Annotated in this window: 24 protein-coding genes; 15 read left to right on the top strand and 9 right to left on the bottom strand. The window is 61.8% G+C overall.

Going from position 1 to position 23,548, the window contains the following annotated elements; translation table 11 throughout:
- Positions 1-53: 53 nt before the first annotated feature.
- The 10 genes from ubiB to DQ393_RS20815 all read left to right on the top strand — a co-directional run bounded on the left by ubiB (position 54) and on the right by DQ393_RS20815 (position 11,089).
- Positions 54-1,628, top strand: coding sequence for a 2-polyprenylphenol 6-hydroxylase (gene ubiB / locus DQ393_RS20860; RefSeq protein ID WP_112343625.1), 1,575 nt, complete (start codon positions 54-56; stop codon positions 1,626-1,628).
- Between the two features lie 205 nt (positions 1,629-1,833).
- Positions 1,834-3,417 (top strand): aromatic amino acid lyase, encoded by a 1,584-nt coding sequence (locus DQ393_RS20855; RefSeq protein ID WP_112343624.1) that lies wholly within the window; start codon positions 1,834-1,836, stop codon positions 3,415-3,417.
- Between the two features lie 27 nt (positions 3,418-3,444).
- Complete coding sequence (locus tag DQ393_RS20850; protein ID WP_112343623.1) at positions 3,445-4,827, top strand: dihydroorotase; 1,383 nt, start codon at positions 3,445-3,447, stop codon at positions 4,825-4,827.
- Positions 4,827-6,101, top strand: coding sequence for a Zn-dependent hydrolase (locus tag DQ393_RS20845; RefSeq protein WP_112343622.1), 1,275 nt, complete (start codon positions 4,827-4,829; stop codon positions 6,099-6,101). Before DQ393_RS20850 ends, DQ393_RS20845 begins: the two co-directional genes overlap by 1 nt.
- Positions 6,102-6,104: 3 nt before the next feature.
- The gene (locus tag DQ393_RS20840) at positions 6,105-7,226 is read left to right on the top strand and encodes a DUF917 domain-containing protein (RefSeq protein WP_112343621.1); all 1,122 of its coding nucleotides are present in this window, start codon (positions 6,105-6,107) and stop codon (positions 7,224-7,226) included.
- A gap of 110 nt (positions 7,227-7,336) precedes the next feature.
- Entirely contained in the window at positions 7,337-7,666 is a 330-nt protein-coding gene (locus DQ393_RS20835) for a TfoX/Sxy family protein (protein ID WP_037149213.1), read from the top strand.
- Positions 7,667-7,920: 254 nt separating this feature from the next.
- Positions 7,921-9,582, top strand: a complete 1,662-nt coding sequence (locus DQ393_RS20830; protein ID WP_112343620.1) for a urocanate hydratase — start codon at positions 7,921-7,923, stop codon at positions 9,580-9,582.
- A 123-nt stretch (positions 9,583-9,705) separates the two neighbouring features.
- A complete protein-coding gene (locus DQ393_RS20825) occupies positions 9,706-10,380 on the top strand; it encodes a spermidine synthase (RefSeq protein WP_112343838.1) in 675 nt (224 codons plus the stop codon).
- Positions 10,381-10,445: 65 nt separating this feature from the next.
- Positions 10,446-10,688 carry a type II toxin-antitoxin system antitoxin VapB gene (gene vapB / locus DQ393_RS20820; protein ID WP_112343619.1) on the top strand — a complete coding sequence of 81 codons (243 nt, stop codon included), beginning with the start codon at positions 10,446-10,448 and terminating at the stop codon, positions 10,686-10,688.
- Positions 10,685-11,089 carry a type II toxin-antitoxin system VapC family toxin gene (locus DQ393_RS20815; RefSeq protein ID WP_112343618.1) on the top strand — a complete coding sequence of 135 codons (405 nt, stop codon included), beginning with the start codon at positions 10,685-10,687 and terminating at the stop codon, positions 11,087-11,089. Before vapB ends, DQ393_RS20815 begins: the two co-directional genes overlap by 4 nt.
- On the opposite strand, the gene DQ393_RS20810 is transcribed toward DQ393_RS20815, so the two are convergent.
- The 5 genes from DQ393_RS20810 to DQ393_RS20790 all read right to left on the bottom strand — a co-directional run bounded on the left by DQ393_RS20810 (position 11,086) and on the right by DQ393_RS20790 (position 14,078).
- Positions 11,086-11,490 (bottom strand): GFA family protein, encoded by a 405-nt coding sequence (locus DQ393_RS20810; protein WP_112343617.1) that lies wholly within the window; start codon positions 11,488-11,490, stop codon positions 11,086-11,088. The genes DQ393_RS20815 and DQ393_RS20810 overlap by 4 nt on opposite strands.
- A 5-nt stretch (positions 11,491-11,495) precedes the next feature.
- Positions 11,496-11,978, bottom strand: a complete 483-nt coding sequence (locus DQ393_RS20805) for an SRPBCC family protein (protein ID WP_112343616.1) — start codon at positions 11,976-11,978, stop codon at positions 11,496-11,498.
- The gene (locus tag DQ393_RS20800; protein WP_112343615.1) at positions 11,962-12,303 is read right to left on the bottom strand and encodes an ArsR/SmtB family transcription factor; all 342 of its coding nucleotides are present in this window, start codon (positions 12,301-12,303) and stop codon (positions 11,962-11,964) included. Before DQ393_RS20800 ends, DQ393_RS20805 begins: the two co-directional genes overlap by 17 nt.
- Before the next feature lie 90 nt (positions 12,304-12,393).
- Complete coding sequence (locus tag DQ393_RS20795) at positions 12,394-12,780, bottom strand: VOC family protein (RefSeq protein WP_112343614.1); 387 nt, start codon at positions 12,778-12,780, stop codon at positions 12,394-12,396.
- Between the two features lie 14 nt (positions 12,781-12,794).
- Positions 12,795-14,078 (bottom strand): MFS transporter, encoded by a 1,284-nt coding sequence (locus DQ393_RS20790; protein ID WP_112343613.1) that lies wholly within the window; start codon positions 14,076-14,078, stop codon positions 12,795-12,797.
- 98 nt (positions 14,079-14,176) lie between these two features.
- Here DQ393_RS20790 and DQ393_RS20785 point away from each other — a divergent pair, with 98 nt between their 5' ends.
- On the top strand, positions 14,177-15,052 hold the full coding sequence (locus tag DQ393_RS20785) for a LysR family transcriptional regulator (protein WP_112343612.1): 876 nt from the start codon (positions 14,177-14,179) through the stop codon (positions 15,050-15,052).
- 45 nt (positions 15,053-15,097) lie between these two features.
- Here the strand turns inward: DQ393_RS20785 and DQ393_RS20780 are convergent, their stop codons facing one another.
- A complete protein-coding gene (locus DQ393_RS20780) occupies positions 15,098-16,009 on the bottom strand; it encodes a LysR family transcriptional regulator (RefSeq protein WP_112343611.1) in 912 nt (303 codons plus the stop codon).
- Positions 16,010-16,128: 119 nt separating this feature from the next.
- Here DQ393_RS20780 and DQ393_RS20775 point away from each other — a divergent pair, with 119 nt between their 5' ends.
- Positions 16,129-16,893, top strand: coding sequence for an SDR family oxidoreductase (locus tag DQ393_RS20775; RefSeq protein WP_112343610.1), 765 nt, complete (start codon positions 16,129-16,131; stop codon positions 16,891-16,893).
- Positions 16,894-17,000: 107 nt separating this feature from the next.
- On the opposite strand, the gene DQ393_RS20770 is transcribed toward DQ393_RS20775, so the two are convergent.
- Positions 17,001-17,447 (bottom strand): nuclear transport factor 2 family protein, encoded by a 447-nt coding sequence (locus DQ393_RS20770; RefSeq protein ID WP_181592401.1) that lies wholly within the window; start codon positions 17,445-17,447, stop codon positions 17,001-17,003.
- Positions 17,448-17,661: 214 nt separating this feature from the next.
- Here DQ393_RS20770 and coaBC point away from each other — a divergent pair, with 214 nt between their 5' ends.
- Entirely contained in the window at positions 17,662-18,873 is a 1,212-nt protein-coding gene (gene coaBC / locus DQ393_RS20765; protein ID WP_112343608.1) for a bifunctional phosphopantothenoylcysteine decarboxylase/phosphopantothenate--cysteine ligase CoaBC, read from the top strand.
- Here the strand turns inward: coaBC and DQ393_RS20760 are convergent.
- Positions 18,860-19,675, bottom strand: coding sequence for a class II glutamine amidotransferase (locus tag DQ393_RS20760; protein ID WP_112343607.1), 816 nt, complete (start codon positions 19,673-19,675; stop codon positions 18,860-18,862). The two genes, coaBC and DQ393_RS20760, sit on opposite strands and share 14 nt — an antisense overlap.
- Positions 19,676-20,339: 664 nt before the next feature.
- Between DQ393_RS20760 and otsB the strand changes: the two genes are divergently transcribed.
- Both otsB and otsA read left to right on the top strand, forming a co-directional pair.
- Positions 20,340-21,134, top strand: coding sequence for a trehalose-phosphatase (otsB, locus tag DQ393_RS20755; protein ID WP_112343606.1), 795 nt, complete (start codon positions 20,340-20,342; stop codon positions 21,132-21,134).
- Between the two features lie 51 nt (positions 21,135-21,185).
- A complete protein-coding gene (otsA, locus tag DQ393_RS20750) occupies positions 21,186-22,562 on the top strand; it encodes an alpha,alpha-trehalose-phosphate synthase (UDP-forming) (RefSeq protein WP_112343605.1) in 1,377 nt (458 codons plus the stop codon).
- A 1-nt stretch (position 22,563) separates the two neighbouring features.
- On the opposite strand, the gene DQ393_RS20745 is transcribed toward otsA, so the two are convergent.
- Positions 22,564-23,472, bottom strand: a complete 909-nt coding sequence (locus DQ393_RS20745; RefSeq protein WP_112343604.1) for a choline sulfate utilization transcriptional regulator — start codon at positions 23,470-23,472, stop codon at positions 22,564-22,566.
- Positions 23,473-23,548 lie beyond the last annotated feature (76 nt).

Here is a 23,548-nt window from a genome sequence, read left to right as displayed (position 1 = left end):
TCCAGTCATCCGATCCGGCTTATGGCCTCCGTGTTCCGAGATCTTGAGACGATATGAGTGCTTTCAGCGCATATTTCGGCCTTGTTCGGGTCGGCTGGGTGCTCGTGCGCGAAGGCGTGGTCATGGCGCTGCCTTCGGAAGGGCTGCCGCCCTCCGTCAGCCTCGCCAAATCCTTCGTCAGCATCTTCGCCCGCAGGAAAGCGAAGAGCCAGGCGCGTAGCGACCGGCTTGCCAAGGCGGTCGAACGGCTCGGTCCTTCCTATGTGAAGATCGGCCAGTTCCTGGCAACGCGCCCCGATGTCGTCGGCGTCGACATGGCCAACGACCTGTCGCAGCTCCAGGACCGCATGGCCTTCTTTCCGCATGATATGGCAACGGCGGCCATCGAAGCGTCGCTCGGCCGGCGGATCGAGGACCTCTATGTCAGCTTCGGTGAACCGATCGCCGCCGCTTCGATAGCGCAGGTGCATCCGGCCGAAATCGAGACGGCAGAGGGCCGCAAGCGCGTCGCCGTCAAGGTGGTCCGGCCTGGCGTTCGCCAGCGTTTTTCCAACGATATCAAGGCGATGTATCTCGTGGCGGGGATGCAGGAGCGATTCATGCCCTCCAGCCGGCGCCTTCGGCCGGTGGAAGTGACCAAGACGCTTGAGCAGACCACCAAGGTCGAGATGGATCTGCGGCTGGAAGCAGCCGCGCTTTCCGAGATCGCCGAGAACACCGAGAAGGACTCGGGCTTCCGCGTTCCGAAGGTCGACTGGGAGCGCACCGGCCGCGACGTCATCACCATGGAATGGATCGACGGCGTGAAGATGTCCGACGTCGAGGGGCTGAAGGCCGCCGGCCACGATCTTAACGCGCTCGCCGATACGCTGATCCAGTCCTTCCTGCGCCATACGCTGCGTGACGGCTTCTTCCATGCCGACATGCACCCTGGCAATCTCTTCGTCGATCCCAGGGGCATGATCGTCGCCGTCGACATGGGCATCGTCGGCCGTCTCGGAAAGAAGGAGCGCCGCTTCCTCGCCGAAATCCTCTACGGCTTCATCACCCGCGATTATATCCGGGTCGCCGAGGTGCATTTCGAGGCGGGCTACGTGCCCGCCCATCACAATACGGAGAGCTTTGCGCAGGCCATCCGCGCGATCGGCGAGCCGATCCATGGCCAGCCGGCCGAAACCATCTCCATGGGTAAGCTTCTGACCCTGCTCTTCGAAGTGACGGAACTCTTCGACATGGAAACCCGGCCCGAACTGGTGATGCTGCAGAAGACCATGGTTGTGGTCGAGGGCGTGTCGCGCATGCTCAATCCGCGCTTCAACATGTGGAAGGCGTCCGAACCGGTCGTCGGCGATTGGATCCGCACCAATCTCGGCCCGAAACGGATCATGACCGATCTGAGGGATGGTTTGAAGGCAGCCGTTAAGCTTGCCGAAGCTGCGCCCGAGATTGCCGCCAAGACCGAAAAATTCCATCACGAACTGCTGCACATGAGCGAAAACGGCCTGCGTTTCGATCCGCAGACCGCCGAAGCGATCGGCAAGGCCGAGGCCAAGCACAGCCGCTCCGGCCGCTTCGCGCTTTGGGTGATCGCGCTGACGCTTCTCTATATCGCCTGGCACCTCGGCTGATCGCCCAGCCTTCTGATGCTCTTCTCGCCTCGGCCGAAATAGTTGGCCGGCGCGGGAAGCCATATGCGCGCGCAAACATAGAGTTGCGCGATGCGCGCGCTCGCCTCAAAATCAGTCGTCCGGCACAGATCAAGGTGTTCGCCATTTGGGATATCCCATTGATGATAAGGCTCGCATAGCCTTGTAAAAAAGGAGAACAGCAAAGATGGAGCGTCAGAGAGCCGGTATCGAACTCAGCGGGCAACCCCTCGGGTTCAGCGATCTGGTGCGGATCGGAGCGGGCGCCGTCCTGCCGTCGGCATCGGAAAACGGCATGGCTCGCATACGGTTGGCACGCAGCGTTCTCGAAAGCACCATTCAATCGGGCATGCCGGTCTATGGCTCCACGACCGGTGTCGGAGCCATGAAAGATGTCGAATGGTCCCCCGAAGATCTCGATGCCTTCAATCTCGGCCTCGTGCGCGCCCACCATTTCGGCACCGGGGCGCCCTTCTCCATGTCGGTCGTGCGCAACGCCATGGCGATCCGGGTTAACACGGCTCTCACCGGTCAGGTCGGATGCTCGCAAGAACTGATCGAAGCTTATCTGCAGCTGTTGAGCGCGGATGTCATTCCTGTCGTCAGGCGTACGGGCTCGATCGGTTGTGCGGATATCGGACTGATGGGCCAGATCGGCGCGGTTCTGACCGGCGTGGGCGAGGCCGTCTATCGCGGCCGCCGCATGCAGGCGGCCGATGCCTTCGATGCCGCCGGTATCGCTCCCGTCAGGATGATGCCGCGCGACAGTCTGGCCTCGCTCAGCGTCAATGCGGTCAGCTTCGCCGCCGCTGCCGAGACGACCCGCAATGCCGCCGCCTCGATCCGCGTGCTGCTCGCGACCGGCATGATGGCCGCCGGCGCGCTCGGCGCCTCACGCGATCCATGGATTTCCGTGCGCCATGTCGGCACCGCCCGCGAGGCCCTGATCGGCGCTTGGCTCTGCAACGCTTCGGATGAATGGCCCTGGCCGGTCGCGACCCACGTGCAGGACCCGCTGAGCCTGCGCATGATCGCCCAGGTCTTCGGCGCCGTCATCGAAAACCTCTTGACCGCCGGCCACAAGATTCTGGCCGCCACCGGCCGCTCGGACGACAACCCGGTCATCGTCGATGGGCGTGTGATGACCTCCGGCGGCTCTCTTCCGCTCGATGTCACCGTGCTTCTGGAAGCGGCCGTCATCTGCATGGCGCATGCGGCCCGCAATGCCTTCAATCGTTGCGTCCTGCTCGGCAACGGCCAGCGGCGCGGCCTGCCTGTCAATCTCGTACCCGAAGGCAGGATCGCGACCGGCTTCGGCCCGATCATCAAGCTCGCCGGCGAGATCTTCTCGCGCGTTCTCTCCATGTCCAATCCGGTCTCGGCACAGTCGCTGGTGGTTGCGGCCGGCATGGAAGACGAGGCCGCCTTCCTGCCGCTGGTCATCGAACGTTTCGAACGGCAGATGCGGGCACTGAAGCGCCTTGCCGCCCTTGAGGCCCTGCTGTCGGCCCAAGCGATGGACATTCTCGGCGACAAGCCGGAAGGCGTCGCACGTATGCTCTACGACGTCGTGCGCAAGCATGCCGACTTCTATGTCATCGACCGTCCCCTTTCGGCCGAAGTCGAGGCGATCGAGGAGGAGCTGGGCTCGGAGTCCTTCGTCTCTGAACTGATCGCCCACAAGCCGATCCTCGCCTATGATGATTTTTTCGCGCTCGGCTCGCTGGAGCGGGTCGAAGAGCGCCTTTATCGCGACACCGTTGCCATCTGAACCAACCGACGAGCGGAGAGAATACACATGGCCGATTTCGATCTTGTTCTGCAAGGCACCGTGGTTCTGCCTGAACGCATCGTGGAAGCCGGCTATGTCGCCGTGCGCGAGGGCAAGATCGCTGAGGTCGGCATCGGCGTGCCGCCGGCCGCACGCGAGCGGCACCTGCTCGGCAAGGCGCTGATCCTGCCCGGCGCGATCGATGCGCAAGTGCATTCGCTCTCGCAGAAGGACCAGGAGGATTTCGTCTGGTCGACGCGTTCGGCAGCCGCCGGCGGCGTCACCACCATCGTCGACATGCCCTATGACGAAGGCAATCTCGTCTGCTCGGCAGCAGCGGTGAAGAAGAAGATCGACCATGCCGCGCCGCAATCGCGCGTCGACTTCGCCCTCTACGGCACGATCGATCCGGAAGAAGGTCCGGCGCGTATCGCCGAGATGGTCGAGGCCGGCGTTTCCGCCTTCAAATTCTCCACCTTCGGCACCGATCCCAAGCGCTTTCCCCGCATTCCGCCCGCCCTGCTCGAGGCCTGCTTTGCTGCCATCGCGCCCACGGGCCTGACCGCCGGTGTGCACAATGAGGATGATGAAGCAGTCCGCACCTACATGGAGCAGGTGAAGGCGAGCGGTATCACCGACTATCGCGCTCACGGCCTGTCCCGTCCGCCTATCACAGAGCTTCTGGCCATGCACACGATCTTCGAAACGGGCGCGGATACCGGCTGCCCGGCGCATGTCGTGCATTGCTCGCTCGGCCGCGGCTACGACATCGCCCGTGCCTATCGCCGCGACGGCTTCGAAGCGACGGTCGAGTGCTGCATCCATTACCTGACGCTCGACGAGGAAAACGATGTGCGGCGCCTTGGCGGCAAGGCGAAAATTAATCCGCCGATCCGCCCGCGTGCCGAAGTGGAAACCTTGTGGCGCAAGGTGGCGGAGGGCAATGTCTGGCTCGTCTCGACCGACCACGTCAGCTGGTCGGAAAACCGCAAAACCAATCCGGACATGCTGGCGAATGCTTCCGGCGTGCCGGGACTGGAGGTCATGGTGCCGCTCTTCGTCAAGGGAGCCCTGGAGCGCGGCGTACCGCTGACCTGGGCGGCGAAGCTGATGGCGGAAAACCCGGCTAAGCATTTCCGCCTCGACCATATCAAGGGCGCGCTGACGCCGGGCAAGGACGCCGATATCGTCGTGCTGGAACCGCGCGAAACGGTTTATGACGCGGCGGCCAGCGGTAACAACGTCGTCGGTTGGAGCCCTTATAACGGCATTCGCCTGCCCTGGACTGTGTCCGCCGCCTATCTTAGAGGCAAGCAGATCACCGAGGGACAGAAGGTGCTGGCCGAACCTGGCTCCGGCAGCTTCGTCCGTCCCTTGCCTCGCCAAATTCTTGCCGGAGATGCAGCCTGATGACCGACCCCAAGCGCCACAACCTGCCCGTAAACGCCGATCGCATCGCTGAGGATATCGATGCGCTGGCAAGGATTACCGATCCGGGCCACCCGTGGACGCGCCGCGCCTTCTCGCCACTCTTCCTCGAAGGGCGAGCCTATATCGAAGCACGGATGAAGGCGGCAGGGCTTGAGACCCGCATCGACGCCGCCGGCAATCTGATCGGCCGGCGCGCCGGCGCCGAGCCTGGCCTCGGCACGATCCTTGTCGGCTCCCATTCCGACACCGTGCCCGATGGCGGCCGTTTCGATGGTATCGCCGGCACGATCGCAGCGCTCGAAGTCGCGCGCTCCCTTAGGGATCGCGGCATCGAGCTCGACCATGATCTGGAGATCGTCGATTTCCTCGCCGAAGAAGTCAGCATATTCGGCGTCTCCTGCATCGGCAGCCGCGGCATGACCGGACAGATCCCCGAGGCGTGGCTCTCCCGTGTCAGCGGCGACCGCACGCTTTCTCAAGGCATTGCCGAAGTCGGCGGCGATCCCTCCGTGCTGCTCTCCCAGAAGCGGCCGGATCTCGCCGGCTTCCTGGAGCTGCATATCGAGCAGGGTCCGGTGCTGGAGGCCGAGAATAAGGACATCGGCATCGTCACCGCAATCGCCGGCATCACCCGCATCGAAATCACCGTGGAAGGCCGCGCCGACCATGCCGGCACGACGCCAATGGATCGCCGTGCGGATGCGCTGGTAGCGGCCTCGCAATTGGTACTCGATATTCGTCAACGCGCTGCCGAGCAGGCGAAAACGCCGGGCCATTTTGCTGCAACCGTCGGCGAATTCCGCATCGAGCCGAATGCGGCCAATGTCGTGCCGTCCAAGGTCGTGCTCCTGATCGACGGCCGCGCCGAAATCCGCAGCGACATGGAAGATTTCCTGACCTGGATCGACGGTGAGGTGAAGACGATTGCCGCCGATTATGGCGTGACGATCAACCCGCCGGTTCGCGTCTCCGACAATATGCCGACGCCGGGTGCTCCGGTGCTGCTCGAAACGCTCGAGCGCGCCTGCGAGACTGTCGGCGCCAAGCATCGCCGCATGGCCTCCGGCGCCGGCCACGACACGGCCTGGATCGCCAAGGTCGCCCCTGCCGCCATGATCTTCGTGCCCTGCAAGGAAGGCCGCAGCCATTGTGCCGAGGAATGGGCCGAGAATGACGACATCGCCATGGGTGCCGCCGTGCTTTTCGAAGCGGTGCGCGACATGGACAAGAACCTCAAACAGAACCGGGAGTAGCCGATGGGACGCATACTCGTTGCCAAGGATGTTGAAGCGGCCGTCAAGGGCGGCTCCGTTTACGCCGCAGGCGGTGGCGGCTGGGCCGATCATGGCCGCATGCTCGGCTACGCAGCCGTCAATGTCGGCAAGCCGGAACTGGTGTCGATCGACGAACTCAACGAAAACGACTGGATCGCGACGGCGGCCGCCATCGGCGCGCCGGCCTCCACCACCCCCTGGGAAATGCAGGGCATCGACTATGTGAAAGCCGTACAGCTGCTGCAGGACGAGCTTGGCGAAAAGCTTTCCGGCCTGATCATCGGCCAGAACGGCCGGTCCTCGACGCTGAACGGCTGGCTGCCATCGGCCATCCTCGGAACGAAGGTGGTGGACGCGGTGGGTGACATCCGCGCCCATCCGACTGGTGATATGGGCTCGATCGGCATGGCCGGTTCGCCCGAGCAGATGATCCAGACCGCCGTCGGCGGCAATCGCGCCGAGAACCGCTATATCGAGCTCGTCGTGAAGGGCGCGACGGCAAAGATTTCGCCGATCCTGCGTGCGGCCTCCGACCAGTCCGGCGGCTTCATCGCCTCCTGCCGCAACCCACTTCGCGCTTCCTACGTCCGCACGCATGCGGCGCTCGGCGGCATCTCCATGGCGCTTTCGCTCGGCGAGGCGATCATCGAGGCGGAAAAGCAAGGCGGCAGCGCCGTCATCGACGCCATCTGCAAGACCACCGGCGGCCATATCCTGGCCGAAGGCACGATCACCAAGAAGGACGTCGTCTATACGAAGGAAGCCTTCGACATCGGCACCATCACGGTCGGCAGCGGCGACAAGGCCGTCATCATGCATGTGATGAACGAGTACATGGCGGTCGAGGATGCCGGCGGAAAGCGGCTGGCAACCTTCCCCTCCGTCATCACCACGCTGTCGCCGGAAGGCGAACCTTTGAGCGTCGGCCAGCTGCATGAAGGCATGAAGGTCTTTATCCTGCATGTGCCGATGGACATCATTCCGCTGTCTGCCAGCGTGCTCGACCCAACGGTCTATCCCTCCGTCGAAAAGGCCATGGGGATCGAGATCGCCAAATACGCCCTAGAGTCGGATGATTTTAGGTCTGTTCGACCTAAAATCTGAATCCGCTCTCGAGACAAAGAAGTAGAGCGTGATGTCGTCCGAAAACCGCATACACTTTTCGGCATCACGCTCTGGCCGGCAAGAAAGCCTGAAAAGCGCAGGAGGCGCAGATGGCGCGTGACGCAGGTCTCGAAGAATTGCTGAGAGAGGAGCTCGGACCACGGCCCGGGCTTAGCGAAAAAGGGATGTTCGGCGGCTGGGCTTTTCTTCTCAACGGCCATCTACTGTGCGGCGCGCGCGAAGACGGGATGCTGATCCGCCTCGGCAAGGGCAACGATAGCTGGGCGGTTCAGCAGCACGACGTCAACCGCATGCAGATGGGCGGACGGACAATGCAGGGCTGGGTGCGCGCCGGGCCGGAAGCTTATGGCAACGACATGCTGCGCAAGCGGCTGCTTCTGGCCGCGCTGGACTTCGTCGAAGGCCTGCCGCCGAAATGAATGAGTATTGAAGAACACTCCTCTTCTCCCCAGCGGGGAGAAGATGTCCGTCAGGACAGATGAGGGGGTGAGCGACTAAGGAGCGAACGTCTGAGCGGTACGCGAAGACGATATGTGCCGCATCGCCCCCTCATCCGGACACTGCGCCTGCCGAAGGGCGGGCCACCAACCGGGGTCGAGCCACTCGTCTCGACCCGTCCTTCGGACCCCCGCCGGGGAGAAGGGAAGACTATCAAACAAAAGGAAAAGCAATCATGCCGAAAGCCAATCCACGTCACCCGAAATTCCCCATTCCGGGCGGTCCGGAGCTGCGTGCCAAGGGTTGGCGGCAGGAGGCTCTGCTGCGCCTGCTCGAAAACGTGCTCTCGGTCGGCGAAGATCCCGACAATCTCGTCGTCTACGCCGCCCTCGGCAAGGCGGCCCGCAACTGGGCTGCGCACAAGGGCATCGTCAAGGCGCTCACCGAAATGGATGAGAACCAGACGCTGCTCATCCAGTCCGGCAAGCCGATCGGCCTCATTCGCACGCATGACAAGGCGCCGCTCGTCATCATGGCGAACTGCAATATCGTCGGGCAGTGGGCGAAGGCGGAAGTCTTCTACGAATTGCAGCGCAAGGGACTTATCTGCTGGGGCGGCCTGACGGCCGGTGCCTGGCAATATATCGGCAGCCAGGGCGTCATCCAGGGCACCTACGAAATCTTCATGCGCATTGCCGAGCGCCGCTTCGGCGGCGATCTCTTCGGCCGTTTCGTACTCACAGCCGGTCTCGGCGGCATGGGCGGCGCGCAGCCGCTCGCCGGCCGCATGGCGGGGGCCGCTATCCTCTGCGTCGATATCGATGCGGAGCGCGCCAGGAAGCGCCAGGAGATCGGCTATCTGCAGGAAATCGCACCCGATCTCGATTCGGCGCTGGCGATGATCGATGCGGCCGTCAAGGAGAAGCGGGCGCTTTCCGTCGGCCTCGTCGGCAATGCGGCCGAGATCTATCCCGAGATTGCACGCCGCGGCATCGTGCCCGATATCGTCACCGATCAGACCTCGGCGCACGATCTCGTCTATGGCTATGTGCCGAAAGGCATGAACCTGCAGCAGGTTCGGGACTTGCGTGACGACGGTCAGGGCCAGCTCATGGCGGCAAGCCGCGCCTCGATCGTCGAGCATGTAAAGGCCATGCTGGATTTCCAGAAAAAGGGTTCCGAAGTCTTCGACAACGGCAACCTCATCCGCACGCAGGCGAAGGAAGGCGGCGTCGCCAATGCCTTCGATATTCCGATCTTTACCGAAGCCTATCTGCGGCCGCTCTTTTGCCGTGCCATCGGGCCTTTCCGCTGGATGGCTCTTTCCGGCGAGGAGAGCGATATCGCCCGCATCGACGATCTGCTGCTGGACATGTTCCCGGACAACAAGATCATCACCAACTGGATCAAGCTTGCCCGTCAGCACGTGCCTTTCGAAGGACTGCCGGCACGCATCGCGTGGCTCGGCCATGGCGAGCGGACAGCGCTTGCCCGCCGCGTCAATGAGCTCGTGGCGAGCGGCGAACTCAAAGGTCCGATCGCCTTCTCGCGCGACCATCTGGATGCCGGCGCCATGGCACACCCGAACATCATGACCGAGCGCATGAAGGACGGCTCCGACGCCATCGCCGACTGGCCGCTGATCGACGCCATGATGCTCTGCTCCTCGATGGCCGATCTCGTCGTCGTCCACTCCGGCGGCGGCGGCTATGCCGGCTATATGACGAGCTGCGGCGTCACCGTAGTTGCCGACGGCACGGCTGCCGCCGACGAACGGCTCGATCATGCACTGACCAACGACACCGCGCTAGGCGTCATGCGATACGCCGATGCCGGCTATGAGGAAGCGCTAGACGAAGTCGCGAAAAAGGATGTGCCCTATATCCGTTTGGGATAGGCGCGTCTGTTCTTAGCAGCTTCCAGAGACTATGGTCCCGGGCAATTCGAAACGACCTGTTTGCATGCAATTCCAGGAAAACCGCTACGCAGTTTTTCTGGAATTGCTTTGGAGAATTTGCCCGTGATCCCCTGGACCTTGCTCGATACTGCGAAAATCCCCGGCGGCGGCAAGCTGCGTCTGAAGCAGCGCGGCCAGGAATTTTCCATCATGCTTGGCACCAACGAGTTGATGAACAGCCGCTTGAGCGGCTCCGAGCGGGCGCTGGCAACGCTTTCCTGCGAGAAGATCAAGGACCGGAAAGCGCCGCACGTCCTGATCGGCGGCCTCGGCATGGGCTTTACCCTGCGCGCGGCCCTCGGCGAACTCGGTGCGGACGCCAAGATCACCGTTGCGGAGCTGGTTCCGGCTGTCGTGACGTGGGCACGCGGACCGATGGCAACGGTCTTTGACGGCTGTCTCGACGATCCGCGGGTCACCATTCATGAGGGCGACGTGCGTCCGCTCATCCGTGCCAGAAAGACGGCTTACGACGCCATCCTGCTCGATGTCGACAACGGCCCGGACGGCATTACGTCGGAGGCCAATGACGGCCTTTACGACTATCAGGGTCTGAAGGCAGCGCGCGATGCGCTGCGCCCGGGAGGCGTGCTCGCGGTCTGGTCTTCAGGGCCTGACGAGCGCTTCACAAGGCGGTTGCGCGACAGTGGTTTTACCGCCGAGGTGGTCAACACGCGCGCCAATGGCAAGACTGGTGCACGCCATGTCATCTGGCTGGCGACAAAATCGGGATCATAACGCCTCGAATTGAAATAGCGCTCGAGATGCTATATATCAATGTCATATCTCAAGGGAGCCATGGCATGGACACCGCAAAGATCTTCTGGTCCGGCCGCTCGCAGGCCGTACGATTGCCGAAGGAATTCCGCCTCGATGGCGAGGAAGTGCGCATCCGCCGGCAGGGAAAAGCAATCATTCTGGAGCCGATCGCCGAAGATTGGGATTGGCTGGAGTCTGTTACGGGGCCAGTTGATCAAGACTTCGTAGAAGCAACCGAGGAAGAGCCGGCTGAGCAGCAACGCCCCGAGCTGGATATCTTCAAGTGAAATATCTGCTGGACAGCAATGCCGTTATCGCCCTGATGAAAGGGCATCCCGGCTTCGTCAACGAGCTTCGCAGACACAAGCCGCAGGATTTCGCCATTCCGGCCATCGTCGTACATGAGTTGTTTTATGGCGCCTACAAGGGCCAGCGCGTTTCCGACAATCTGGCGCGTGTCGATGCCTTGCAATTCGAGACGCTGGATTTCGATAAGGAAGATGCCCGTGCGGCCGGCGAAATTCGCGCAGGCCTTGCTTCTCTCGGCACACCAATCGGTGCCTATGACGTTTTGATCGCGGGACAAGCCGTCGCCCGCGATCTGATCCTGATAACGCACAACGTCAGAGAGTTTGAACGCGTCCCCAAGCTACGTTTCGAAGACTGGGAGTCCTCGTCGAGCGGCTAAAGATAACGCGTTTCTTCCGGTGCACGATCGAAGCGGTCGTCGCGGCCATCGAAATAGCCGACGGGAAGCGAGGCGAGTTCCTCGTCGGTGGCATCGTCCAGGCAGCTGATGCTGATCGCATAGAACTTGCCGCCGAGTGCCGGGTTTTCACCCCAGTTGAAGGAACTGATGCCGCAATTTTTGCAGAAGAGGTGATGCAGGATGCGCCGGCCGAACTGATATTCGCCAATGCTATCCTCGCCCGAGGTCAGGCGGAAATCGGCGGGTGTGGCGACAGCCAACCAATTGCGCTTCTTCTTGCAGATCGAGCAGTTGCATTTGAAGGTGCCGCCCTGCAGATCGAGATCGGCTTCGTAAGCGACGGCGCCGCAATGGCAGCTTCCCTGATAGGTCTTCTTCATCACTCTCATCCTTCCCTTGAGGTGGCTTCTGCGTAAGCGACATATTTGTCGAGCGCCTGTTCCCAGCCGCCGGTTTGCAGCTTCAGCTCGGTGTCGTCGGGTAGCTCGACCTTGCGGAAGACGAGGTACGTCTTCTCGCCACGCTCGTGAAATTCGACGGTCACCTGCATCGGATGTTCGGGCCTCCCCTCCTGGTTTTCCCAGGCGAAGGTGAAGACGAGGCGCTCGGGTGGGACGATCTCCAGATAGCGGCCATGGCTCCAATATTCCTTGCCCTCCGGTGTCAGAATGCAGTGGCGCCAGGCACCGCCTTCCCGCAAATCGACAGAGACGGATGGCGCGGTCATGTTCTGGGGCGCCCACCAGCGCACCATATGCTCCGGCTCCGTCCAGAGACGAAACAGCAGAGCGCGCGGCGCGGCGATTTCGCGGGTCAGCACGATCTCGCGCGGTGAGCGTATGCTGCCGCCCTCAGTTGCTGGGGTCATTCTTTTCTCCCTTTTGCAATAGTGCCGCATAGGCTTCCAGGCGATCGAGATTGTCGCTCCAGAATAGTCGGTAGCTCTCCAGCCAGTCGTCCACCTGCCGGAGCGGCTTGGGCTCCAGCCGGCAGGGGCGCCACTGCGCCTCCCTGCCCTTCGAAATCAGGCCGGCTTTCTCCAGCACCTTCAAATGCTTGGAGACGGCGACCAGCGACATGTCGAAGGGTTCGGCCAGCTCGGAGACGGATGCCTCACCGGCAGCCAGCCGCGCCAGGATTGCCCGGCGGGTCGGATCGGCAAGGGCCGAGAGGGTCATGCTCAATACATCCATAGGACTTATTAAACCAAAAAGTTAATTAACTTACTGGTTTACTATAGGCTGCAACGAGCTGTGTCAAGAAGCGCCGACCGCCGCGCAATCTCAGGAAATGATATTGGACACTTCGATCAGGTTCTGGTCCGGATCGCGGAAATAGACCGAGAGAATGGGGCCGGTCGCGCCGGTTCGGCGCACCGGGCCTTCCTCAATCGCAACGCCTTCAGCTTGCAAGTGAGCGATGACATCACCCAGAGGCGTTGTGCTGATGAAGCAAAGATCGGCCGAGCCCGGTGTCGGCCGTTCGGCCTTGGGCTCGAATTCATGTCCGGCGCGATGCAGATTGATCTTCTGGTTACCGAAGGTCAGGGCCTTGCGGCCCTCTCCAAAGATTTCTATGCCCATGCCGAGAACCCGGGTGTAGAAATCGCAGCTCTCCTCAATGCTCGCGACCGTCAGCACCAGATGATCGAGATGGTCGATGCGGATCATGGCGGCCTCCTGACTCAACCACGCGCCAGCCTGGCAACGGCAAAAGCGCTGACGAGACAGAGTGCCAGCATGACGAGGATAAAGGCAACCACGGCATTCCAACCATCGGCAAGCCAGAAATAGCCGCCGACCGAGCCCGCTATGCTGGAGCCGAGATAATAGGCGAGCAGGTAGAGCGAGGAGGCGTGCCCCTTGAAGCCATGGGCGAGCCGCCCCACCAGCGCGCTGGCAACGGAATGCGTCATGAAGAAACCGATCGTCACCAGAACGATGCCGAGAATGATCAGTGGCAAGGAGCTGGAAAGCGTCACCGCCGCCCCGAGCGCGGCGATCAGCACGCCCACCGGCAGCACGACGAAATGGCCGATGCGATCGCCGAGCAGACCAGCCGCCCAGGAGGCGCCGATGCCGAAGAGATAGGCGGTGAAGATCAGGCCCAATTCGGTCTGACTGAGATCATACGGGTCAGCGACCAAACGAAAGCCGGCATAGTTATAGACTGTGACGAAGGAGCCCATGACGAGAAAACCGATGGCAAAGAGCAGCGGCAGCGCCGCATTGCCGAAGTGACCGCTCCAAGCCTTCAGGTGGAAGGCCACATCGAAGCCCTTGCGCGGGGTGAAATTGCGCGACGGCGGCAGGAGATAGAGGAAGCCGATAGCAGCGATCAGGCCGAGAATGCCGACCGTTGCCAGCGCCGGCCGCCAACTCAGATATTCGGCGATCGTACCGGTCACCACGCGCCCGGCCATGCCGCCAAAGGCATTGCCGGCGATATAGAGGCCCATGGCGCCGCCGAGGCCGCGCGGTTCGATTTCCTCAGCCAGATAGGTCATGGCGACAGCCGGCACGCCGCCCAGCAGAAAGCCCTCGAGCGCACGAACGGCAAGCAGCATATGCCAGCTCGGCGACACCGCGCAGACGATCGTACAGATGGCCGCGCCGAGCAGCGAAATGAACATCAGGCTGCGGCGGCCGAGGCTTTCGGAAACGGCAGCGGCGCCAAAGATCGCGAAGGCCAGGAAGCCTGTGGAAAGCGAGAGCGATAACGAGCTTGCTGCCGGCGTGACGCCGAAATCTTCGGCGAAGATCGGCATCAGCGGCTGGACGCAATAGAGCAGCGAGAAAGTGGCGAAACCGGAGAGAAACAGCCCAATGGTCGCGCGGCGGAAGGCAGGCGTGCCGCGCGTCAGAAACTGGCGGGTCTCGGTTGGCGGCTCGTTCCTGACGAGCGTCAATTCGGGGCGGGAAGGAACTTCGGACGCAGTGGTTTGCTGCTGACTTACGGCGCGAAACATCGGTGGCACCTGACCTTTCTTGCCCTGGAATCTAGCCAGACCCACTCCATTAGTCCAATATATGGAACAGGCAATCTTAATAGCTTTTGGAGATAGCGATGGAGCTGCGTCATATCCGCTATTTTCTAGCGCTGGCGGAAGCGGGAAACTTCACCCGCGCAGCGGCCAGTCTCGGCATCGGCCAGCCACCGCTCAGCCAGCAGATCCGGGACCTGGAAAACGAGGTGGGCGCACAACTGTTCCACCGCGTACCGCATGGCGCAGAACTGACGGCGGCGGGCGAGGCCTTTCTCGCGGAAGCGAAAATGGCGGTCGATGCGGCAGAAAAGGCGAAGCTTGCCGCCCAGCGCGCCAATCGCGGCGAGATCGGCCGCCTGTCGCTCGGCTTCACTGCCTCTTCCGCCTTCAACACAATCGTCACATCGACCATTCGCGAGTTTCGGCGGCACTGGCCGGAAGTGCTGATATCGCTCACAGAGATGAATACCAATGCGCTGATGGAGCGGCTGATGCGCGGTGAGATCGACGCGGCCTTCATTCGGCCAGGCCTTGAAGACCCCAGAGACGTACGCCTGAAACGCTTTGCCGACGAACCGATGCTGATCGCGCTGCCGGCCCATCATCTGCTGGCGAAAAAGGAACGCGTGCCGATTGCGGCGCTCGCGGGCGAGCCCTTCATTCTCTTCCCGCGCATGGTGGGGCTCAGCCTCTATGACGATATCGTCGCTGCTTGCCGCCAAGCCGGCTTCGACCTCGTGGTGACGCAGGAAGCGCCGCAGATCCCATCTGTCGTCAATCTCGTCGCCGCAAACTTGGGCGTTTCCATCGTTCCGGCTTCGATCGCACAGATCAAGCTCGACGGCGTCGCCTATCGGCAAATCGATGGACCGCCCGTCGTGGCGCGGCTCGGCCTTGCCAGCCTCAAGGCGCAGCGATCGCCCGTCATCGCCAACCTCATGTGCCTGATTGCGTAATTATTTGTTTTCACGCAGTTCCGGACACAAAACCGCTTCATACTTTTACTGGAATTGCTCCCGCTCCCAATAAGGCGGATCGCCGAAGGCCTTCTTCAGGTGATCGGCCAGCGCACGAAGCTTGGCCGAGGGATTGCGGCCTTCCGGATGGGCCATGAAGATGAATTCCGGTTCCGGACGGTAGCCGACATCGATCTCGACGAGGCGCCGCTCCCGCACCGAAGGTCCGGCAATGAAGGCCGGCAGCAGGGCAATGCCGAGCCCGGCAATCGCTGCATCGTGGAGGACATCGCCATTGTTGACGCCCAGTGCCAGCTTCGCACGGATGACCACAGCGCCGTCTGGTCGCTCGAAACGCCAGTCCGCGACGCCGCGATTCGTGTAGAAAATCCCGCGGTGATCCTCAAGATCGGAGAGGGAAGCGGGCTTGCCGTGACGGCTCAGATAATCCGGCGAGGCCACGAGAAGGCGGCGGCTGCGGGCGAGCTTCCATGCGACGAGGCGCGAGTCGGCGATCAGGCCATGGCGTATGATTGCATCATAGCCATCCGAAGCGGCATCGACCCGACGATCGTCGAGATCAAGCGTCAGCTCGATCTCCGGATGATCGGCGAGAAACGGATAGAGGGCCGGCCCCAGATGCAGGCGGCCGAAGGTGACGGGAGCGGCGATGCGCAGCGGTCCCATCAGCGTGCCGCGCCGCTCGGCAAGATCGGCCGCCGCATCGCGAACCTCCTGCGCGATGCGGATGGCGCGCTGCAGGAAAGCGGCGCCATCCTCCGTCAGGGTCAGCTTGCGGGTCGTGCGATGAAGCAGGGTTGCCCCCAATGCTTTCTCCATTTCCGACAGGCGCTCGCTGACGACTGATTTCGACAGGCGCAGGCGTCGCGCCGCCTCGCTGATCGAGCCGGCCTCGGCTACAGTCACGAATGTCGCGATCCCATCGATCTTCAGCATCGTTCGGAAACTCCGAATTCGAATTCCTCTTTTTGAAGACTAATCCGAACGATCGGAAAAGGCCATCTTCCTCGTATCGGACAAACCGAAAGACACATTCTCACACAGGAGATGGAACAATGAACCGCTTGAATAGAAAAGTCGCAATCGTCACCGGCGCCAGCTCCGGTATCGGCCGCGCGACGGCGAAGCTCTTCGCCGCCGAAGGCGCCAAGGTCATCGTCGGCGCTCGCCGTGTTGCAGAGCTGGAAAGCTTGGCCGCAGAGATCAAAGCAGCCGGCGGTGAAGCAGCCGTATTGGCCGGCGATGTGCGCTCGGAAGACTATCACAAAGCTCTGGTCGCCCTTGCAGTCGAGCGTTACGGCAAGCTTGATATTGCCTTCAACAATGCCGGCACAATCGGCGAGGCCGGCCCCAGCACCGAAGTTTCGGAGGCAGGCTTTTCCGAAGCGCTGGCGATCAACCTCACCGCGTCCTTCCTGGCCGCCAAGCACCAGATCGGCGAAATGATCAAGCACGGCGGTGGTTCCGTGATTTTCACATCGACCTTTGTCGGCCATACCGTCAGCTTCCCGGGCGTCGCCGCCTATGCCGCCAGCAAATCCGGCCTGATCGGCCTGACGCAAACGCTGGCTGCGGAATTCGGCCCGCAGAATGTGCGCGTCAATGCCGTCCTGCCGGGTGCGGTCGATACCGATATGTATCGCGACATGAACGATACGGCCGAAAAGCAGGCTTTCATAACCAATCTGCATGCGCTGAAGCGCGTCGCCGGCCCGGAAGAGATCGCTCGCTCGGTCCTTTATCTCGCCTCCGATGACGCAAGCTTCGTCAGCGGCACCGCTTCGCTCGTCGACGGCGGCCTGTCGATCACGCGTACCTGACCGAGTGGTTTGCCGACGCAATTATCACGCCGGCAACTTCGGAACGCGGACATGATCCCGCAGCATATGAAATGGTTGCGGGATCATGTCGCTCGAATGTTTTGAACTCAGAACATCGTATTGCTATTCTTCGAGGTCTCGGGGATCGGCTGCACCGAATCCCAATGTTCCTGGATCTTGTTGTCCTCGACGCGGAAGATATCGACGATGGCGCTGCCGCGATCGCCCGGCTGGCGAATGGCGTGGACGCGCAAGATCACATAATCGCCATCGACCATCACCCGCTTGATCTCGCTCTTCGACTGCGGATAGTTTTTCTTCAGGTAATCCAGGAAACCGCGCAGGCCCTCGGGACCATCGGCGGCAAGAGGATTATGCTGGATGTACTTGCCGAGATATTTGGAAGCCGCGTCGAAATCCTTGTCGTTCAGCGCCTTCTGATAGAAATCCAGAACGATTTCCTTGTTCTTCTGCTCCTGTGGCGAATAGGCACGCTCGGCAAAGGCCGGCATGGCGGCAGCCATGATTGGCAGGGCGATGACAGCGACTTTCATCAGTTTCAAGACGTTGCTCCTTCGATCGTTAATGCGTTCAATGTTGTTCGGGACAGAGGAGGCCTGCAAATGACAAGGATGTGAGACCCACGTGATTACACGCTGAAAATGGAGGCGAGCATGGCCCACAACCATCATAAGGCAATGCCGCGATTGCCTATGACACGCCAAAGGCTTAGGCTTGTGAACAAAAGAACAGGCGACGGGTTCAGGCATGGTTCTCGCAGGAAAGCGCATCCTCCTCATCATCTCCGGCGGTATCGCGGCCTATAAAAGCTTCGATCTCATCCGCCGGCTGCGCGAGCGCGGCGCAAGCGTGCGGCCCGTTATGACATCGGGCGCACAGGAGTTCATCACGCCGCTTGCCGTCGGCGCGCTTGCCGCCGACCATGTCTTCACCGATCTGTTTTCGCGGCAGGATGAGCAGGATGTCGGCCATATAAGGCTGGCGCGCGACTGCGACTTCGTGCTGATCGCGCCCGCGACTGCCGATCTGCTCGCCAAGATGGCAAACGGGCTGGCCGATGATCTCGCCTCGACCATATTGCTCGCCACGGACAGACCAGTCCTCGCAGCCCCCGCCATGAACCCGAAGATGTGGGCCCATCCCGCGACTAGGCGCAACGTCGAAACTCTACGCAGCGACGGCATCGCCTTCATCGGCCCTATGACCGGCGAAATGGCCGAGAGCGGCGAAAGCGGCGCTGGCCGGATGGCGGAACCGCTCGATATCGTCGCAGCCGTCGAGCGTCGGCTGGACGACGGCGCCAAGCCGCTAGCCGGCAAGAAGGCGGTCGTCACTTCGGGACCGACGCATGAGCCGATCGACCCGGTCCGCTACATCGCCAACCGCTCGTCGGGACGGCAGGGACATGCGATCGCCGCGGCGCTTGCTGCGCTCGGCGCCGATGTCACGCTCGTCTCCGGCCCGGTCACCATACCCGATCCGGTCGGTCTCAACGTGATCCATGTCGAACGGGCGGATGAGATGCGCGACGCGGTGCTTGCGGCCCTTCCGGCTGATATCGCCGTGATGGTGGCGGCGGTCGCGGACTGGCGCGTCGCTTCCGCATCGGACCAGAAGATCAAGAAACATCCGGGCGAATCGATCCCAACGCTGGCGCTCACCGAAAATCCGGACATATTGAAAACCGTGGGCCACCATACGCAGCGGCCGAAACTCGTCATCGGCTTTGCCGCCGAAACCCAGGATGTCGAGAGCAATGCCCGCGCGAAGCTCGAACGCAAAGGCGCCGACTTCATCGTCGCCAACGACGTCTCGCCCGCAACAGGCATTATGGGGGGTACACGAAACCGCGTGAAGATTGTCAGTCACGGCGGCGTAGAGCAGTGGCCCGATCTCGACAAGGATGAAGTCGCGATGCGGCTGGCGGCGCTGATATCGGAACAGTTCAAGCAGGGATAGCAGCCGGCGTCCGGATCTCTCCGACGGCATGCTCTTCCGGCTGGAAGGGCGTGACATGGACGCCCGTGTCGTCGATCAGAACGGCGCTGCCATCGGGGATCTCGCGCCAGGCATCGACATCGTCGTTCAGCGGCTCCGATACGAGGCAGTAGCCTGACCCGACGAGCGAGGCATAGAGCGTCGGCGCCTTGCGGTCTGTCGCATAGCGGATGGCATAGAGCGACTTGCCGTCGGAGAAGGCCGCCGTGAAGCGCACCAGCACCGAGCCCGTGAGATGCAGCGACAAGCCCTCGACGAAACCAATGGTCTGAGCGATCGCCGCCGTCGGGTTCGTCGTAAGACCGAATTGCATCGCCAACAGGAACAGGAGTTCGGAATCGGTTGTGCCGCTGCGGGCGTGGAACAGCCGGTCGTCGAGCATGGCTTCCATCGGCCGGCGCAGGCGATCGAAATTGGAAATCTGGCCATTGTGCTGGAATGACCAGTTCTCGAAGACGAAGGGATGGCAATTGTCGCGCCGTGTGCCGCCGCCGGTGGCCGCGCGGACATGGGCGAGGAAGAGCGGCGAGCGGATCTGCCGCGCCAGGCTCTTCAGATTGCAATCGGACCAGGCCGGCAGGATATCGCGGTAGCGGCCAGGCTCCGGGCGATCGCCGTACCAGGCGATGCCGAAACCGTCACCATTGGTCGCGGTCTTGGCGCGCGTGGCGCAATGGGATTGTTCGATCAGGGAGTGGGCGGGCGAAGACACCAGCTCCTCCAGATAGAGGGGGTCTCCACGATAGGCTGCCCAGCGACACATGTGTCTTAATACTCCGATTCCCGCCTGTGTTTCTGTCTCGCGGGAGAATGGCAAATCCAGAGCGTGATGCCGAAAAGTGTAGGCGGTTTTCGGACGACATCACGCTCTACTTCTTCGATTCTAGAGCGGATTCAGATTTTAGGTCGAGCCGACCTAAAATCATCCGGCTCTAGGACGATTGTTTATGCGGATTGGATAATAAAGTCTTAATTTTCCATGCCGCGCGGTGCAAGATGACAGATATTTGACGCTTCGTCCGTTCACGTTTCGCATCGCAACATTTTCTTTGTGAAGGCCGCTGCGGCAGGGCTCTTGCCCGACATACGGCGGGCAATACATTTCACTGCGACAATAAGTGTGAAGCTCTTCAAGGCCGTGCCTCTTGCATCAGGTCAAATTTGAGCTACGTTTAGCTTGTCTGAAACGTAACGAAAGGAAGGTGATCCAATGTCTAGTGAGATTTCGGTCTTTGTATACGGCATGGAAATGGTTGTGAACGTTGCGAGGCAGCCCTCGCTCTGACCAACACCTTCCCGAAGCGTTCGTCGCTTCAGGCCAGTTACGGGCCAAAGCTCATGGGGGGTCGCTTAAGGCGGCCCCTTTTGATTTTCAGGCGTTCGTTTTTTTCCTTGCCAAACGGGAAGAGCGCCTTAGCTAACCCAGCATGTCTTCTCAGGAACAGCCCGAACAGGGTGAAGCCAAGCCGAGGCCGCTGAACGAACCGGCCCTTACCGCACTCTCGTTGTATCCGCAGGACTGGGCCTTGTTCCTCGATATCGACGGAACCCTGCTCGATCTCGCCGAAAGGCCGGAGGCGATCGTCGTGCCCGACTATCTGCCCGGCACGCTGCATGCGCTTTCCCGCCAGCTCGGCGGCGCGCTCGCCCTGGTGACGGGCCGCGCCATCGAATTCGTCGATCCCCTTTTTGCGCCCTTCCGCTTTCCTGTCGCCGGCCTGCATGGCGCGGAGCGGCGTGATGCGGCCGGGCGGCTGCGGCGAGCGCATATTCCGCCAGCCTTCCAAGCAATGAAGCAGACCATCGCCTACGAGGCCCAAGCCTGGCCCGGCGCCATCGTCGAGGACAAGGGGGCCGCGGTCGCGGTTCACTTCCGGCATGCACCCGCATACGAGGCCGAAATCGGCGAGGTCATGCAACGCCATCTGGAGGAAGCCGGTTCCGACTGGAACCTGCAGCGCGGCAAGATGGTGATCGAAATCTGCCCCGCGCATGCCAGCAAGGGACACGCCGTCGAGGCGTTTCTTGCCGAAACGCCCTTCGAAGGGCGCCGCCCGGTTGCGATCGGCGACGACGTGACCGACGAGACGATGTTTGCCGCCGCCAACCGTCTCGGCGGCCAATCCGTGCGCATCGGCGATGCCAACGGAAAAACGCTTGCGCGTGCATCCATTGGCTCGCCTGCGCGTTTAAGGGACGTGCTGGGAACGCTCGTCAAGTAATCAGTCGATCACGTCGACACCGATCCCAGCCTTCTCGAAAGGAAGTTACCGTTGAGTCGTCTCATCATTGTTTCCAACCGCGTTTCCGTGCCCGATCACAAGGGCGCAGCAGCTGCGGGCGGCCTTGCCGTGGCCTTGCAAGCAGCTCTTGCCGAGCGCGGCGGCATCTGGATGGGCTGGTCCGGCAAATCGAGCGGCGACGTCGAGCCCGAGCCGCTGAAGATGACGCAGGACGGCAACATCACCTATGCGCTGACCGATCTGACCCAGACCGATGTCGAAGAATATTATCAGGGCTTTGCGAACCGCGTGCTCTGGCCGATCTGCCATTACCGGCTCGATCTCGCCGAATATGCCCGCAAGGAAATGACCGGCTATTTCCGGGTCAACCGCTTCTTCGCCCACCGGCTTGCACCGCTGATCGAGCCTGACGACATCATCTGGGTGCATGACTATCATCTCATTCCGCTTGCGGCGGAGCTGCGGCAGATGGGCTTGAAGAACCGCATCGGCTTCTTCCTGCACATTCCCTGGCCGCCGGCTGATGTCGTGCTTGCCATGCCGGTGCATGAGGAGATCATGCGTGGCCTTTCCTCCTACGATCTGCTCGGCTTCCAAACCGATTACGATCTTGAAAACTTCGCGGGCTGCCTGAAGCGCGAGGGGATGGGCATCGAGAGAAGTCCCGGCCATTTCAGCGCCCACGGCCATGATTTTCGCGGCGGCGCCTACTCGATCGGTATCGAGACCGCGGGTTTTGCCGAATTTGCCCGCAGGGCCGCGTCGCACAGCATGGTGCAGAAGGTGCGGCAAAGCATTGAAGGCCGCGACCTGATCCTCGGCGTCGACCGGCTCGACTATTCCAAGGGCATCACACAGCGCATCGACGCCTTCGAGCGCTTCATTACCAACAATCCCGCTCACCAACGCAGCATCACCTATCTGCAGATCACGCCGAAATCTCGCTCGGAAGTGCCGGAATACGAGGCAATGCAGAACGCGGTTGCCGAACAGGCCGGCCGGGTCAACGGCGCGATCGGGACGGTCGACTGGGTGCCGATCCGCTACATCAACCGCTCGATCAGCCGCCCCATATTGGCGGGCCTCTATCGGCTCGCCAAGGTCGGGCTGGTAACACCCTTACGCGACGGTATGAACTTGGTCGCGAAGGAATATGTCGCGGCGCAGGACCCGGACAATCCCGGCGTGCTGGTGCTCTCACGCTTTGCTGGCGCGGCGCGAAAGCTGAAGGGCGCCCTGCTGGTCAACCCTTATGATGTCGACGGCACCGCCAATGCGCTGGCGCGCGCCATCAACATGCCGTTGCAGGAGCGGCAGGAGCGCTGGCGCGGCATGATGGATTATCTGCTTGAAAATGACGTGTCGCGTTGGTGCGAGACGTTTCTCGCAGATCTCACGTCGGAATAGATCACTCCGGCTCGGCAGCAGCCTCCGAAAGCAGCCATTGCGCCAGCTGCTCCGCTTCCGGATTTGCTGCTGCCGGCGGCAGCAGCCAGTAGCCGCGTTCCGGCGCCTCCAGCATCGGGCCGGCCGTCACCAGCGTCCGAGCCGCCAATAGGGAATCGACAAGCCCCATCCAGCCGATCGCTACACCTTGCTCGCTGAGGGCTGCCTGCACGACGAGCGAATAGGTATTGAAGCGCAGATCGCCGCGGCCGGCATAGGCATCCCGGGCAACCCCGAAGGCTGCAAGGTAGCTCTCCCAGTCGAACCATGGCGACGGCATCTCCGAGTCGAGATGGACGAGCGTGGTGCCCGCAAGCTGCGAGGGATCGGCGAACGGGCCGTGGCGCTCTGCGAAACCCCTGGTGCAGATCGGCACGACCTTTTCCGGTAACAGCAAACTGGCTGCCGGACCGAATTCACTGCGCGTGCCGAAGAAGACAGCGATATCGCCGCTTTCCGGGCCGCCGCGATCCAGCCGCTGCGTGGCGACGATCTGGATATCCACTTCGGGATGAAGCAACCGAAACGCATGCATGCGGGGGATCAGCCAGAGGGCGGAAAAGGCGTAGTCCGTGCGCAGGCGAACGGATGGCCGCTCCGCCTCGGCTCGGAAACTGCGCACCAGATTGTCTACGCCGCCGACGGACTTCTCGACGATCTCGAACAGGCGCCGGCCCTCCGGTGAGAGTTCGACGCCGCGATGCTGGCGACGAAACAGGGATACACCCATCTGCTCTTCAATGCGGCGGATCTGATAGCTGACGGCCGGTTGCGTTAGGCCGAGCGCCGAGGCGGCCGCAGACAGGCTGCCAGAGCGCCCTACCTCCACGAAGATTCGCAACCAGCCAAGATCGACCAAACGTTCAGCCATAAAATTTCCTTTTGGCATCTATCGAAAAATGCCTGCTTCACAGCGATAACTCTAGTGATGTTCAATAAAATAATCC

The sequence above is a fragment of the Martinezella tropici genome, assembly GCF_003287875.1.
GTDB classification, from domain to species: Bacteria; Pseudomonadota; Alphaproteobacteria; order Rhizobiales; family Rhizobiaceae; genus Rhizobium; species Rhizobium tropici_C.
This window is presented reverse-complemented; position numbering and strand designations above follow the sequence as displayed.

Excerpts from the sequence above, each read along its gene's own strand:
- DQ393_RS20780 (WP_112343611.1), bottom strand. The coding sequence starts at position 16,009 with ATGCTGAAGATCGATGGGATCGCGACATTCGTGACTGTAGCCGAGGCC.
- DQ393_RS20855 (WP_112343624.1), top strand. The coding sequence starts at position 1,834 with ATGGAGCGTCAGAGAGCCGGTATCGAACTCAGCGGGCAACCCCTCGGG.
- DQ393_RS20770 (WP_181592401.1), bottom strand. The coding sequence starts at position 17,447 with ATGAAAGTCGCTGTCATCGCCCTGCCAATCATGGCTGCCGCCATGCCG.
- DQ393_RS20785 (WP_112343612.1), top strand. The coding sequence starts at position 14,177 with ATGGAGCTGCGTCATATCCGCTATTTTCTAGCGCTGGCGGAAGCGGGA.
- DQ393_RS20745 (WP_112343604.1), bottom strand. The coding sequence starts at position 23,472 with ATGGCTGAACGTTTGGTCGATCTTGGCTGGTTGCGAATCTTCGTGGAG.
- DQ393_RS20835 (WP_037149213.1), top strand. The coding sequence starts at position 7,337 with ATGGCGCGTGACGCAGGTCTCGAAGAATTGCTGAGAGAGGAGCTCGGA.
- otsB (WP_112343606.1), top strand. The coding sequence starts at position 20,340 with ATGTCTTCTCAGGAACAGCCCGAACAGGGTGAAGCCAAGCCGAGGCCG.
- DQ393_RS20790 (WP_112343613.1), bottom strand. The coding sequence starts at position 14,078 with ATGTTTCGCGCCGTAAGTCAGCAGCAAACCACTGCGTCCGAAGTTCCT.
- DQ393_RS20800 (WP_112343615.1), bottom strand. The coding sequence starts at position 12,303 with ATGGATGTATTGAGCATGACCCTCTCGGCCCTTGCCGATCCGACCCGC.
- DQ393_RS20795 (WP_112343614.1), bottom strand. The coding sequence starts at position 12,780 with ATGATCCGCATCGACCATCTCGATCATCTGGTGCTGACGGTCGCGAGC.
- DQ393_RS20830 (WP_112343620.1), top strand. The coding sequence starts at position 7,921 with ATGCCGAAAGCCAATCCACGTCACCCGAAATTCCCCATTCCGGGCGGT.
- DQ393_RS20810 (WP_112343617.1), bottom strand. The coding sequence starts at position 11,490 with ATGAAGAAGACCTATCAGGGAAGCTGCCATTGCGGCGCCGTCGCTTAC.
- DQ393_RS20760 (WP_112343607.1), bottom strand. The coding sequence starts at position 19,675 with ATGTGTCGCTGGGCAGCCTATCGTGGAGACCCCCTCTATCTGGAGGAG.
- ubiB (WP_112343625.1), top strand. The coding sequence starts at position 54 with ATGAGTGCTTTCAGCGCATATTTCGGCCTTGTTCGGGTCGGCTGGGTG.
- DQ393_RS20845 (WP_112343622.1), top strand. The coding sequence starts at position 4,827 with ATGACCGACCCCAAGCGCCACAACCTGCCCGTAAACGCCGATCGCATC.
- DQ393_RS20775 (WP_112343610.1), top strand. The coding sequence starts at position 16,129 with ATGAACCGCTTGAATAGAAAAGTCGCAATCGTCACCGGCGCCAGCTCC.
- DQ393_RS20850 (WP_112343623.1), top strand. The coding sequence starts at position 3,445 with ATGGCCGATTTCGATCTTGTTCTGCAAGGCACCGTGGTTCTGCCTGAA.
- DQ393_RS20805 (WP_112343616.1), bottom strand. The coding sequence starts at position 11,978 with ATGACCCCAGCAACTGAGGGCGGCAGCATACGCTCACCGCGCGAGATC.
- coaBC (WP_112343608.1), top strand. The coding sequence starts at position 17,662 with ATGGTTCTCGCAGGAAAGCGCATCCTCCTCATCATCTCCGGCGGTATC.
- vapB (WP_112343619.1), top strand. The coding sequence starts at position 10,446 with ATGGACACCGCAAAGATCTTCTGGTCCGGCCGCTCGCAGGCCGTACGA.
- DQ393_RS20840 (WP_112343621.1), top strand. The coding sequence starts at position 6,105 with ATGGGACGCATACTCGTTGCCAAGGATGTTGAAGCGGCCGTCAAGGGC.